The sequence below is a fragment of the Cellulomonas sp. JH27-2 genome (genome assembly GCF_014837175.1).
Classification (GTDB): Bacteria; Actinomycetota; Actinomycetes; order Actinomycetales; family Cellulomonadaceae; genus Cellulomonas.
In genome coordinates, this window is sequence record NZ_JACYFR010000004.1 from 224,187 (window position 1) to 236,033 (window position 11,847).

The 11,847-nt window shown below is 76.1% G+C and carries 13 protein-coding genes; 7 read left to right on the forward strand and 6 right to left on the reverse strand.

Annotation, left to right across the window (positions count from 1 at the left end; translation table 11 throughout):
* Nucleotides 1–16: 16 nt before the first annotated feature.
* Nucleotides 17–733, reverse strand: a complete 717-nt coding sequence (mtnN, locus tag IC607_RS13875; protein ID WP_370526239.1) for a 5'-methylthioadenosine/S-adenosylhomocysteine nucleosidase — start codon at nt 731–733, stop codon at nt 17–19.
* An 83-nt stretch (nt 734–816) separates the two neighbouring features.
* Nucleotides 817–1,791, reverse strand: a complete 975-nt coding sequence (locus IC607_RS13880) for a phosphotransferase (protein WP_191787991.1) — start codon at nt 1,789–1,791, stop codon at nt 817–819.
* 238 nt (nt 1,792–2,029) lie between these two features.
* On the opposite strand from IC607_RS13880, the gene IC607_RS13885 reads away from it, so the two are divergent.
* From IC607_RS13885 to IC607_RS13895, 3 genes are all read left to right on the forward strand, one after another.
* Entirely contained in the window at nt 2,030–3,298 is a 1,269-nt protein-coding gene (locus IC607_RS13885) for a hypothetical protein (protein ID WP_191787992.1), read from the forward strand.
* 64 nt (nt 3,299–3,362) lie between these two features.
* On the forward strand, nt 3,363–4,577 hold the full coding sequence (locus IC607_RS17910) for a molybdopterin-dependent oxidoreductase (RefSeq protein ID WP_370526240.1): 1,215 nt from the start codon (nt 3,363–3,365) through the stop codon (nt 4,575–4,577).
* Nucleotides 4,574–5,068 (forward strand): hypothetical protein, encoded by a 495-nt coding sequence (locus IC607_RS13895; protein ID WP_191787993.1) that lies wholly within the window; start codon nt 4,574–4,576, stop codon nt 5,066–5,068. Before IC607_RS17910 ends, IC607_RS13895 begins: the two co-directional genes overlap by 4 nt.
* A gap of 25 nt (nt 5,069–5,093) precedes the next feature.
* Here the strand turns inward: IC607_RS13895 and IC607_RS13900 are convergent, their stop codons facing one another.
* The 3 genes from IC607_RS13900 to IC607_RS13910 are packed head-to-tail and all read right to left on the reverse strand — an operon-like array spanning nt 5,094 to nt 7,038.
* Complete coding sequence (locus IC607_RS13900) at nt 5,094–5,729, reverse strand: bifunctional 2-polyprenyl-6-hydroxyphenol methylase/3-demethylubiquinol 3-O-methyltransferase UbiG (protein WP_191787994.1); 636 nt, start codon at nt 5,727–5,729, stop codon at nt 5,094–5,096.
* Nucleotides 5,726–6,376: a DUF2064 domain-containing protein gene (locus IC607_RS13905; protein WP_191787995.1), complete on the reverse strand. Its 651-nt coding sequence runs from the start codon at nt 6,374–6,376 to the stop codon at nt 5,726–5,728. Before IC607_RS13905 ends, IC607_RS13900 begins: the two co-directional genes overlap by 4 nt.
* Nucleotides 6,373–7,038: a glycosyltransferase family 2 protein gene (locus IC607_RS13910; RefSeq protein WP_370526241.1), complete on the reverse strand. Its 666-nt coding sequence runs from the start codon at nt 7,036–7,038 to the stop codon at nt 6,373–6,375. The genes IC607_RS13905 and IC607_RS13910 overlap by 4 nt, the downstream gene beginning before the upstream one ends.
* Before the next feature lie 134 nt (nt 7,039–7,172).
* On the opposite strand from IC607_RS13910, the gene IC607_RS13915 reads away from it, so the two are divergent.
* Nucleotides 7,173–7,889, forward strand: a complete 717-nt coding sequence (locus tag IC607_RS13915) for a response regulator transcription factor (RefSeq protein ID WP_191787996.1) — start codon at nt 7,173–7,175, stop codon at nt 7,887–7,889.
* Entirely contained in the window at nt 7,886–9,034 is a 1,149-nt protein-coding gene (locus IC607_RS13920; RefSeq protein ID WP_191787997.1) for a HAMP domain-containing sensor histidine kinase, read from the forward strand. The genes IC607_RS13915 and IC607_RS13920 overlap by 4 nt, the downstream gene beginning before the upstream one ends.
* Here IC607_RS13920 and IC607_RS13925 read toward each other — a convergent pair.
* Nucleotides 9,021–10,115, reverse strand: a complete 1,095-nt coding sequence (locus IC607_RS13925) for an NAD(P)-dependent oxidoreductase (RefSeq protein ID WP_191787998.1) — start codon at nt 10,113–10,115, stop codon at nt 9,021–9,023. The genes IC607_RS13920 and IC607_RS13925 overlap by 14 nt on opposite strands.
* Nucleotides 10,116–10,244: 129 nt before the next feature.
* On the opposite strand from IC607_RS13925, the gene IC607_RS13930 reads away from it, so the two are divergent.
* Together IC607_RS13930 and IC607_RS13935 are read left to right on the forward strand one after the other, a co-directional pair.
* Nucleotides 10,245–11,051: an S-methyl-5'-thioadenosine phosphorylase gene (locus IC607_RS13930; RefSeq protein ID WP_191787999.1), complete on the forward strand. Its 807-nt coding sequence runs from the start codon at nt 10,245–10,247 to the stop codon at nt 11,049–11,051.
* Nucleotides 11,052–11,068: 17 nt separating this feature from the next.
* On the forward strand, nt 11,069–11,782 hold the full coding sequence (locus IC607_RS13935; protein WP_191788000.1) for a copper homeostasis protein CutC: 714 nt from the start codon (nt 11,069–11,071) through the stop codon (nt 11,780–11,782).
* Nucleotides 11,783–11,847 lie beyond the last annotated feature (65 nt).

The window sequence follows — 11,847 nt, forward strand, 5'->3', positions numbered from 1 at the left end:
CCGGATGAGACGGGCCTCAGCGCGCCGACGCGGCCGGGAAGGCACGCAGCAGCTCGATCACGACGTCCGCGGAGCGGTCGGCCGCGTCGTCGACGTGCGTGAGGTGGTCGTCGATCGGGCCGCAGAGGTCGGAGATGCCGCGGACGGAGACGAACGGCACGCCGTACAGGTGGGCGGTGTGCGCGAGCGCGGCCGACTCCATGTCCGTGGAGACCGCGGTGGGGAACTGCGCGCGGACGGCATCGATGCGCTCGGCGTCGATGAACATGTCGCCGCTGATGACGGTGCCCGTCACGAGCGTGCTGTCGACCCGGGCCGCCATCGCGACGTCGTGCAGCGCCTGCTCGGCGCGGTAGACCTCCGGCATGCCGGGCACCTGCCCGAGCTGGTAGCCGAAGGCCCGCGCGTCGGCACCCGAGTACAGGTAGTGCGAGCCGACGACGACGTCGCCCACGCGTACGTGCAGCCCCACCCCGCCGGCGCTGCCCGTGCTGATCACGGCCCGCGGCCGCGCGGTCTGGATCACGACGGCGAGCGCCGCAGCCGCGTTGACCAGCCCGATCCCGCACCGCACCAGCACCACGCTGCGGCCCGCGAACGTGAGCGGTGTGTGCTCCGCGTGGCCCACGCGCGTGGTCGGTCCGACCGCCTCCGCGCGGGCGAGGAAGGGCGCGGCCTCGTCGGCCATCGCGGCGACGACCACAGCATCGACAGGGTGCTCGAGTGGGCTCACCCGTCGATTGTCCCCGACGGCGGCAGCAGCTCGACGCCCGGCACGGCCCGCACCGGCCGGACCCAGGTGACCGGACCGGGTCGTCACCGGGCGCTGTCCTCGCCCGTCAACGCGTCGATCGCCAGCTGCAGCCACCCGCGTGCGCCTGCGGCGACGTCGGCCAGGGCGGGATCGTCGGGCGCCCCGACCGCCGCGTCGAGAGTCGCCAGCGCACGCCGCCACACCCAGGCGCGTGCGACGTGCGCGGCGGTGACGGCCAGGCGAGCCGTCCGGTCGAGGTCCTCGCCCGGGGCGAGCGGCTCGAAGCCTGCCAGGTACGCGCGGCGGGCAGCGGCGACCGCGGGGACGTCCCACGGGTGGTCGACGTTCCTGCCGACCGCGTCGGCGACGACCCGCTGGGGGACCAGCAGGGTCGCGAACGGATGGGCGAGCACGCTGTCGCCCCAGTCGATGACGACGGTGCGAGCGGTCCCGTCGCGCAGGACGTTGGCGTCGTGCAGGTCGTTGTGGTCGATGCTCGCCGGCACGGCGGATCGCGCGAGCTGCTCGCAGACGTCGACGAGGACCGCACGAGCGTCGGCTGCGCGGACGGGCTCGGGCCCGAGGCCGTCGACGAGCTCGTCGAACCGGCCCGGCAGCGCTGCGGGCCTCAGGTCGGCGACCCCCGCGGCGAGGAGGTCCGGCACACGGCGCGCGGCGGAGCGCTGGAGAGCGCCCACCTGGACGAGCGCCGCCGTGAACGGGCCGGGCAGGTCGGCGGGCGCGTACAGGTCCCGGAACGTGCGGCCCGCGTCGGCCAGCAGGACGCGGGCCCCCTCGTGGACGCCCAGCACCTCCGGTCCGAGCCGGGGCTGCAGGCGAGCGAGGGTCGCGAGCAGCGCGACCTCGAACCGCACCGGCGCAGCGGGTTCCTTGAGCCAGGTGGTGCCGTGGTCGGTGGGCACGGCCCACACCCGGCCCCACGGGCGGTCCCTGACCTGCGCCACGGCGCCGGAGCGCGCGCGCCCCGCGCCGGCGAGGCATGCGTCCACCCAGGTCAGCACGTCGACGTGGATCATCCGGGCATCGTGGCACGCACGTGCTGCGAGAGGCGACAGAAAACGCGCCCGACGAGGGCGGCGGCGGGTGCGCGCGAGCGGCGGCCGGGCGTGCCGGGTGACGGCAAGGTGACGGTGGTGGGTCTGGCGGCGCGGGACGCGCGTTGCTCCCTAGGGTGGTCGGGTGCCGACCGCCCACCCCGAGCATCCCGGGACCGCGCGTGTTGCCACCACTCCAGGGAAGTCATCACGGGGCCCGGTGCTCGCTGTGTCGCTCTGGGCCGGCGCCCTCGTGCTGCTCTGGGTCGTCGGCCTCGCGCTGGACCGGTCCGGCGCGGTGGTGACGTTCGGGTCGTTGCCGCCGCTGCTCGGGCACGCCGCGGTGCGGGCGTCCGTGGGCACCCTTCTGGCCGTCGTCGTCGCGGGCGCCGTCGTCTGGCGAGGACACATGCGGGCGCGCACGATGCGGTGGGGTCCGCTGCTGGCTTCCGGCTGGGCGGTGTCGGCGGTCTTCGCGGTCGCCCTCGCGACCACCCGCGGGTGGTCGGCGCTCTCTGCCCCGCTGCGGGGGGAGCACGACTACCTCGTCGTCGTCCCCACCGCCGCGGCAGCCCCGGGCGACTTCCTGCGCACGTTCACCGACCGGGCGCTGGAGTACCCGATCCACGTGCGCGGCCACCCTCCTGGCTTCGTCCTGCTCGCGACCGGCATGGACCGCATCGGGCTCGGTGGCGCGGGGTGGGCCACGGCGCTCGTCGTGATGGTCGGCTCGAGTGCCGTCGTCGCCGTCGCGGTCACCCTGCGGGCCCTGGCCGGTCCCGCGGGTGAGGACGTGGCCCGTCGCGCGATGCCGGCGGCCGTCCTGGCTCCCGCCGTCCTGTGGATCGCGACCTCGGCCGACGCCCTGTACGCGGGGGTGCTCGCCTGGGGCGTCGCGCTGCTCGCCCTCGCCTCGACCCGGCGGCACTGGTGGCCCTGGGCGCTCGCAGCTGGCCTCGTGCTGGGCGCCTGCCCGTTCCTGTCGTACGGGCTGCTGCACATGGCCGTGGTCGCGCTCGCGCCGCTCGTCGTGACGCGCCGGTGGCGGCCCACCGCGCTCGCCGCCGCCGTGGTGCTCGGGTGCGTCGCGGCCTGGGCGGTGGCCGGCTTCTGGATCGGCGACGGCATCGCGGTCACCCACCTCGCCTCCTCGCACGGCCGGTCCGCCGACCGCCCGTACCTCTACTTCGCGCTCGCCGACCTCGCGGTGCTCGGGCTGCTCGTCGGACCGGCCGGCGTGGGGGGCCTCGCAGGCCTGCGTCGGCTGCCGCGACCCGTCGTCGTGCTCGTCGCGTTCGCCCTCGGCACCGCCGTGCTCGGCGCGTTCTCCGGCGTCGAGCGTGGCGAGGTCGAGCGCATCTGGCTGCCGCTCGCGTGCTGGGTCGCTCCCGCGGCGGCGACGCTCACCGGGCCGCACCAGCGGCGATGGCTCGTCGCGCAGGCCGCGACCACCGTGGCGCTCGCGGTCCTGCTCGACTCGCCCTGGTGACCGTCAGGTAGTCGTCATCGGCACGGCCGTGCCACCACGCGGTCGCCGACCTACTGTCGAGGACGTGGCAGGCGAGCGCTCGCGAAGCACCGTGCACCGGCGCCTGCTCCGGCCCCCGGAGCAGGATGACTTCCGCTCGGCCGTGCACGACCCGCGCGTCGTCGCCCGCGTGGGCACCTACCTGGGCGCCGCCATCGGCCTCGCGTTCCTCACGGGCCTGGTCTCGCACCTGCACCAGAGCCCGGTGCCGTGGCTGCCGCTGCCCACCGACCCGGCCTGGCTCTACCGCGTGACGCAGGGCCTGCACGTCGCGGCCGGCACGGCCGCGATCCCGCTCCTGCTGGCCAAGCTCTACGCCGCGTATCCGGCGCTGTTCGCGCGGCCGCGGGTCGGCAGCCCGCTGCGTGGGCTCGAGCGTGCCTCGGTGGCGCTGCTCGTGTCGACCGCGATCTTCCAGGTCGTCACCGGGCTGATCAACACGTTCCAGTGGTACCCCTGGTCGTTCGGCTTCCGCACGGTGCACTTCGTGGTCGCGTGGGTGCTGGTGGGGTCGATCGTCGTGCACGTCGCGGTGAAGCTGCCCACCGTCGCGGACGCATGGCGGCGGCCCGTCGCGGCGCAGGACGACGACGTGCACGGCACCGACGCGGACGGCGACGACGAGGACGGACCGACGAGGCGCGGCTTCCTGGCCGGTGTCGCCGTCACAGTGCTCGGCCTCACGGCGCTCACGGTCGGCCAGACCGTGCAGCCGCTGTCCGGCGCCGCGATCCTGTCGCCGCGGCAGGCCGGCAACGGCCCGCAGGGTCTGCCGGTGAACCGCACTGCGAAGGCTGCGGGTGTGCTCCCCGCGGCCACGGACCCCGGATGGACCCTCACGCTCGAGGGCCCGGGAGCGAGCACGACCCTGTCCCGCGCCGAGCTGGAGGCGATGGAGCAGACCACGGTGGACCTGCCGATCGCGTGCGTCGAGGGGTGGAGCACCCTCGCTACCTGGCAGGGCGTGCGCGTGCGCGACCTGGTCGCGCTGGTCGGTCCGGTCGACTCCGACGTGCGGTTCGTCTCGATGCAGCGGGGCGGGTCCTACCGGGAGTCGATCCTGCCGGCCCGGTACGCCGCGCATCCCGACAGCCTGCTGGCCCTGCGCCTGGGCGGCGAGGTGCTCGACATCGACCACGGCTACCCCGCCAGGCTCGTCACCCCCGATCGGCCCGGCGTGCTGCAGACCAAGTGGGTGGACCGGATCGAGGTCCGGTCCCCGGGCGGGGGGAGCGCGTGACGACCGCCGCGCGAGGGCTCGACGACCGGCGCTGGTCGGCGGGGCGCCGCGTGCTGCTCGCGATCGGCGTCGCGCTCGTCGGGTTCGGTGCGTTCCTGGGACTCACGACGGTGCCGACCCGGCAGTGGCCCTCGGTGCTGCTGTGGCTGGCCGGGGGAGTCGCGGTGCACGACGCGGTGCTGGCGCCCACCGCGGTGCTGCTGGGTGTGGTGGTGCTGCCGCGGGTCCCACCGCCCTGGCGGCCCGCGCTGCGCGCAGGCGCGCTCGGCGCGGCGGTGCTGACGCTGTTCGCGGTGGTGGTCGTGGTGGCTGCGGGCCGCCGGCGCAACGACTCGGTGGTGCCCGTCGACCCCGCGACCTCGCTGGTGAGCGCCGCCGCGGTGCTCGTGCTCGCGGTGATGATCGGGGCCGCCGTGGGGACGTGGGCCCGCCGGGTCCGCCCGGCGGCGCCGCCCGACGAGGACCTGCTGCCGCGCGAGGACGCCGACTGACCGAGGGTTCGCCCGCGCGGTCAGGTCAGACGGCGCGGAGCGCCACGAACGTGCGGTCGGCGAGCTGCCACTGCTCGGCGACGACGAACCCGCAGCCGCGCGCGACCCGGGCGAGCGTCCGTGCCCCGACACGCGCCCACGGCATGGGGCGGCTGAGGCGGCCGTGCGCGTCGCGCAGCACCAGCGGTGAGACGTCGTCGGTGTCCGGTGCGGGGTCGACCTCCACCAGGACCAGTCCCCGCGGGACGACGATGGTCCGGCAGCGCGCGATCAGCGCCTCGGGGTCGCCGCCGATCCCGACGTTGCCGTCGGCCAGCAGCACGGTTCCCCAACGCCCCTCCGCGGGCACGGGCTGCTCGACGGCCCGGCGCAGCGCGAGCGCGCCGCGCCCGCGGGTCTGCTCCACCGCGCGCCGGGAGACGTCGATGCCGAGCGCGGGGACGCCGCGCGCGTTGAGCTCGGCGACCAGGCGTCCCGGCCCGCAGCCGACGTCCAGCACGGGTCCCTCGCAGCGCGCGAGCATCAGCAGGTCGACCTCGTCGGGCGGCTGGCTCCAGCGCGCGACGGCCAGCGGCTGCGCACCGCCAGCGCCGACCGCCTCGACGGCAGCGCCGTCGAGGGCTGCCTCGTACACGGCGAGGGGGTGCGGGCGCGCGCTCATCGCGTGTGCACCGGGGCGAGGTCGTGGTAGGCCGCCGCGAAGCGCGTGTGCGGCGCTAGCGCCGCCACCGCACGGGCGTCGTCGGGCTCGTCGACGTCGCGCAGGCGGGGAAGCAGGCCCACACGCAGCCCCAGATCACGCAGCCGCGCCAGCTGCGCCGCGCACGTGCCGTCGGTGGACATGGGGACGCCCGCGAACACCCGCGGGTCGGGTGCGCGCAGCCCGATCGCCCAGTACCCGCCGTCGTCGGTGGGTCCGAGGACGGCGTCCACGCCGTGGAAGTCGACGGCGGCGAGCGGGCCGGCCAGCTGCGGGGTGTCCATCCCGACCAGCAGCGCGGGGCCGTCCCGCGGGTCGGCGAGCGCCGCGTCGAACGCGGCCGCGAGCCGGTCGCCCAGCCCGCCCGTGGGCTGCCTGACCACGTCGAACCCCGGCGGCACCCAGGCCCCGGCGTCCCCGTCGAGCGCCACGAGCCGGCGCCGGGCGGGTGCGGCGACCAGGGCGGCGAGCGTGTCGTCGATCGCAGCGGCGGCCAGGCGCGCTGCCTCGTCGGGGCGGAACGCGGCGTGCAGGCGCGTCTTGACGCGCCCCGGCACCGGCTCCTTCGCCAGCAGGACGAGCGTGCCCGCGCGCTCGGCCGCACTCATGACGCCAGCACGGCGGACATGTCGCGCACGGCACGGACCAGGCCGAGCGGGGTCCCCGTCACCTTCGAGCGGCCCGTGCGCGCCGCGTAGGTCACGTCGACCTCGTCGATCCGCCACGACCGGTCCGCCGCGCGCACCACCATCTCCAGGGGGTACCCGGAGCGGCGGTCGACGATGTCCAGGCCCAGCAGGTCGGCCCGGCGCGCGGCGCGCATCGGTCCCAGGTCGTGCAGCCGGACCCCGGTGCGGCGCTCGAGCCGGCGGGTCAGGACCCGGTTGGCGTAGCGCAGGTGCCACGGCCACGCCGCCGACGACACGGGCCGGCGGCGGCCCAGCACCAGGTCGGAGCGTCCGTCGCGGACCGGCGCCAGAACTCGCTCCAGCTCGATCGGGTCGAGGCTCCCGTCGGCGTCCATGAACGCGACGACGTCGGCGGTCGCCGCCTGCAGCCCGGCGTGGCACGCGGCCCCGAAGCCCTTGCGGGCCTCGGGCACGACGAGGGCGCCCAGGTCCGCGGCGACCTGCGCGCTGCCGTCCGTCGAGCCGTTGTCGACGACCACGGGGCGCACGCCCGCCGGCACCCGCGGCAGCAACCAGGCCAGGGCGCGGGCCTCGTCGAGGCACGGCAGCACGAGGTCGACGGAGACGGGCGCGGCGATCACCCGTCCACGCTAGGTCGCGGCCGCACGTCGGGCCCGCGGGAGGCGATGACGGCAACCTGACGATCACCCCCGCCGCACGCTCGTACGGGGCCTCTCGCGGCGCCGCGCCCGAGCGGCGGCACTACCGTGAGGGGATGCCGAACGTGCTGGTGATCGACGACGAGGAGCTCGTGACGAGCAGCGTCGCGGCCTATCTGGTCGCCGACGGGATGCGGGCCGACGTCGCCGCCGACGCGCGAGCGGGGGAGCGGTCCTGGCGCGAGGGCCGCCCCGACGCCGTCGTGCTCGACGTCCGGCTGCCGGGGGCGTCCGGGCTCGACCTGCTGCGCCGCATGCGCCTGGACGGGGACCGGACGCCGGTGGTCCTGCTGTCCGGGCTGGGATCGGTCGACGACCGGATCGTGGGGCTGGAGGTCGGCGCCGACGACTACCTCGCCAAGCCCTTCAGCCCGCGCGAGCTGGTGCTGCGCGTGGCCGCTCTGCTGCGCCGCGGCGACATCCAGCCCGGCGCGGACTCCCACCCGCTGACCGTCGGGCCGTTGACCCTCGACCCGACCCTGCGCACCGCGACCCTGGCGGGCCGGTCGCAGACCCTCGCGCCCCGCGAGTTCGACCTGCTCGCGTTCCTGGCCCGCAACGCGGGGGTCACGTTCGGCTCGCGGGAGCTGCTGCGGCGCGTGTGGGGGTGGGACTTCGGCGACGACTCGACGGTCGTCGTCCACGTGCGCCGGTTGCGCCGCAAGTTCGAGCCCGACCCGTCGGCGCCCGTGCTGCTGACGACCGTCCGCGGCACGGGGTACCGGCTCGGGACGGCGGACGAGCTCGCTGCGGCGCTGGCGGCGACGGCGTGAGCAAGGACCTGTGGTTCATCGGCGGCGTCACGGCGGCCTGCGCCGTGGGCGCGGGCGTGATCGGCGCGCTGCTGGTCAACCGCGTGCGCCGCGTCTCGCTGATCCTCGCGCTCGTCGTCGCGGCGCTGACGCCTGCGAGCGCCCTGGCCTTCGCCCTGTGGTTCAACCTGCGCGTGATGTTCCTGTCCGACCACGACGCGCAGGTGACCCGCCTGGTGCTCGGCCTGTCGTGCGTGCCCGCCGTCGTCCTCGCGGTCCTGCTGGGCCGCATGGTGCTCGCCGACCTGCGGGCGGTGACGGCGCAGGCTCGGGCGCTGGGAGATCCTGGTCAGCCGGCGGGCACGACGCCACCGGTGACCGCTGAGCTGGCCTCGGTGGCCGCGGAGCTGGTCCGCACCCGGGAGCGCCTGGACGCGTCCCGTCGCCGGGAACGGGCCCTCGAGTCGTCCCGCCGCCAGGTCGTCGCCTTCGTGAGCCACGACCTGCGCTCGCCGCTGTCCGGCATCCGCGCGACCGTCGATGGCCTGCGCGACGGCGTGATCGCGGACGCCGGTGCCGCGTACCAGGGCATCGACCGTGCGGTGGACCGCCTCAGCCGCATGATCGACGACCTGGCCGAGCTCTCCCGGCCCGACGTGGAGCCCGCGCCCCGCGTGACCGAGCCCGTCTCCCTGAGCGCCGTGCTGGCCGACGTGCTGGCGCACACCGCTGCCACCGCGGCGAGCCAGCACGTCGACCTGCGCGCCGAGGTGGCGCCGGGCCTCGAGGTCGACGGCGTGCCCGACGAGCTCGCGCGCGTGCTGGACAACCTGGTGGGCAACGCCGTCCGGAGCAGCGGCCGCGGCGGCGCGGTCCGGGTCGCGGCTCGTCGGGTCGACGGGCAGGTGCGGGTCGCGGTCGAGGACACGTGCGGCGGGATCCCGGCCGACGACCGCGCGCACGTGTTCGACGAGGGCTTTCAGGGTGGCGGCCCGCACCAGGCCGTCTCGGTCGGTTCGTCGGGTCTCGGCCTGGCGATCGTCGGGACGGTCGTGGCCGCGCACGGCGGTCGCGTCGGCGTCGCACCTACGGACGAGGGCTGCGTGTTCGAGGTCAGCCTGCCGGCGTGGACCGACGCGGCGCGGGTCGGCGCTAGGACGGAGTGACCTGGCCCGGTCGAGCGTCGGTGGCCGTGCGGGACGGACGTCCGGACGTGTCGGCGAGGACGTCGGCGAGACCGGCGTCGAGCGGGATCTGCGCGCTCCACCCCAGCAGCGACCGCGCGCGCGCCGAGGACGCGGTCACGTGCCGCACGTCGCCCACGCGGTACTGGCCGGTCACGACGGGCTCCGGACCGCCCATCGCGGCAGTCATCGCGCCGGCCAGGCCGCCGACGGTCGTCACGGTGCCCGAGCCGACGTTGAGGGGCTCCATGGACCCGTCGTCGGTCGGCCTTCCGGCCGCGGCCACGACGGCGCGCGCGACGTCGTCCACGTGCACGAAGTCGCGCCGCTGACCCCCGTCCTCGAACACGCGCGGCGCGCGCCCGGCCGCCAGCTCGGAGCGGAACAGCGACGCGACCCCGGCGTACGGCGTGTCCCGCGGCATGCCCGGTCCGTAGACGTTGTGGAACCGCAGAGCGAACGCGCTGCCGCCCGTCTCGCGCACCCAGGACCGCAGCAGGTGCTCGCCCGTCACCTTGGTGGTCGCGTAGACGTTGCGCGGGTCGAGGGGGGCGTCCTCCGAGACCAGCCCGGGCGACAGGACGCCGTCGCAGCGCGGGCAGCGCGGGTCGAAGACCCCCGCGTCGAGGTCGCCGACCCGGCGCGGTGCGGGCGCGATCCGGCCGTGGGCCGAGCAGTCGTAGGCGCCCTCGCCGTAGACGACCATCGAGCTGGCGAAGACCACGCGCGGCGTCCCGGCGTGCAGCGCGGCGCGCAGGACGCACGCGGTGCCGAGGTCGTTCGACGAGACGTAGTCGGTGATGTCGTCGAGATCGACCCCCAGCCCCACCTTGGCGGCCAGGTGCACGACCGCGTCGTGCCCGGGCACCACGTCGGTCAGGACGTCCTCGTCGCGGACGTCGGCCTGCACCAGGCGGGCCCCGGCGACGTCCGGCGTCGTGCCCGGGGCGTGCACGTCGGGTCGTAGCGAGTCCAGGACGGTGACGTCGTGACCGTCCTGCAGGAGGCGGCGCACGACGTGCCGCCCGATGAAGCCGGCCCCGCCGGTGACCAGTACGCGCATGCCACCAGCATCGCCGCTCGCACCGGGCCGCCGCACGGCGGGCGCGGGCCGACGACCTGACGGCGAGGTGACGGTCGGCCTGGGCGCCTCCGCCGAGCCGCCGTCGGTCCGGCCCGCTACGGTCTGTGCGTGACCAACGACGCCTCGCCCATCGGCATCCTGGGCGGCTCCGGGCTCTACGAGCTGATCGAGGATGCCGAGCCCGTGCAGATCGACACGCCGTACGGCGCGCCCAGCGAACCGCCGCGCGTCGGGCTGCTCGCCGGCCGGCGGGTGGCGTTCATCCCGCGGCACGGCGCGGACCACCGCTTCCCCCCGCACGGGGTGCCCTACCGCGCCAACCTGTGGGCGCTCCGGGCGCTGGGCGTGCGCCGGGTGCTCGCGCCGTCGGCTGTCGGCGGACTGCGCGCCGACCTGGCACCCGGCACCCTGGTGGTGCCCGACCAGGTGATCGACGGCACGTGGGGGCGGCCGTGGACCTACTTCGAGGACGGTGCGCCCGTGCACGTCGGGTTCGCGGACCCGTACTGCCCGCAGGGCCGCGCCACGGTCGCGGCCGTGGAGGACGGGCAGATGCCCATGGAGCACCGCGGCACGCTCGTCGTCATCCAGGGCCCGCGGTTCTCCTCGCGCGCGGAGTCACGGCGCAACGTCGCTGCGGGCGGGGACGTCGTCGGGATGACCGGGATGCCCGAGGCGGCCCTGGCCCGCGAGCTGGCGCTCTGCTACACCACGCTCGCCGTGGTGACGGACGCGGACGCTGGCGTCGAGGGTGGCGAGGCGGTGTCGCACCAGGCCGTGCTGGCCCAGTTCGCCCGCAGCCTCGAGAGCCTGCGCGGGGTGCTCGCCGACGTCGTCGGTGCGCTGCCCGTCGACGACGAGTGCATCTGTCGGCACGCCCTGGACGGGCTCGTGCTCCCGTTCACGCTGCCCTGAGTCGCGGGAGCCCGCACATGACCGTCGCCCTGGAGCTCGCCGTCACCGACCTGGCCGGCGTGCGCGTCGCGCTCGACCTCGGCATGGACCGCGTCGAGGTGTGCGGCGCTCTCGAGGTCGGCGGGCTGACGCCGTCGCCGGCGTTCGTCGAGCGGACGGTCGCGCTGGCAGCCGGGTCCGGTCTGGGCATCCACCCGCTGATCCGGGTGCGTGCCGGCGGGTTCGTCTACGCCGACGACGAGGTCGCGATCATGGCCGACGACGTGCGGCGGCTCGTCGATGCCGGCGCGGACGGCGTGGTCGTCGGCGCGCTGCGCGACGGCGCGGTCGACCTGGTGGCGCTCGAGCTGCTCCGCGAGGCGGCCGGCGACGTGGAGGTCACGTTCCACCGCGCGGTCGACGCCGTGGACGCGTCCGACGACGTCCTCGACGTGCTCGCGGACGCCGGCGTCACGCGGGTGCTGACGGCAGGCGGCACCGACGTGAGCGCCGGCCTGGAGCGGCTGCGCGCCCTGTGCGCCCAGCCGGGTCGCCGCGTCCAGGTCATGGCGGGCGGGGGAGTGACCGAGGAGAACATCGGGGCGCTGCTCGAGGTGGGCGTGGATGCGATCCACTTCTCCGCCGGGGCGCGCGTCGAGGACCCGAGCGCCGCGGCCGGCGGCTACGGCAGCCACCACGTCACCGACGCAGATCGCGCCCGGCGACTGGTGAGCCTGGCCCGAGGTGCCTGACCGCGTCGTCGTACGGGCCGCGCACGTCGATTACCCTTGCCTGCGACATCAGCGCCGTGACGCGC

Coding starts and splice junctions, on each gene's coding strand:
- IC607_RS13880 (WP_191787991.1), bottom strand. CDS start 1,791: ATGATCCACGTCGACGTGCTGACCTGGGTGGACGCATGCCTCGCCGGC.
- IC607_RS13900 (WP_191787994.1), bottom strand. CDS start 5,729: ATGAGCGCGCGCCCGCACCCCCTCGCCGTGTACGAGGCAGCCCTCGAC.
- IC607_RS13905 (WP_191787995.1), bottom strand. CDS start 6,376: ATGAGTGCGGCCGAGCGCGCGGGCACGCTCGTCCTGCTGGCGAAGGAG.
- IC607_RS13915 (WP_191787996.1), top strand. CDS start 7,173: ATGCCGAACGTGCTGGTGATCGACGACGAGGAGCTCGTGACGAGCAGC.
- IC607_RS13925 (WP_191787998.1), bottom strand. CDS start 10,115: ATGCGCGTACTGGTCACCGGCGGGGCCGGCTTCATCGGGCGGCACGTC.
- IC607_RS13935 (WP_191788000.1), top strand. CDS start 11,069: ATGACCGTCGCCCTGGAGCTCGCCGTCACCGACCTGGCCGGCGTGCGC.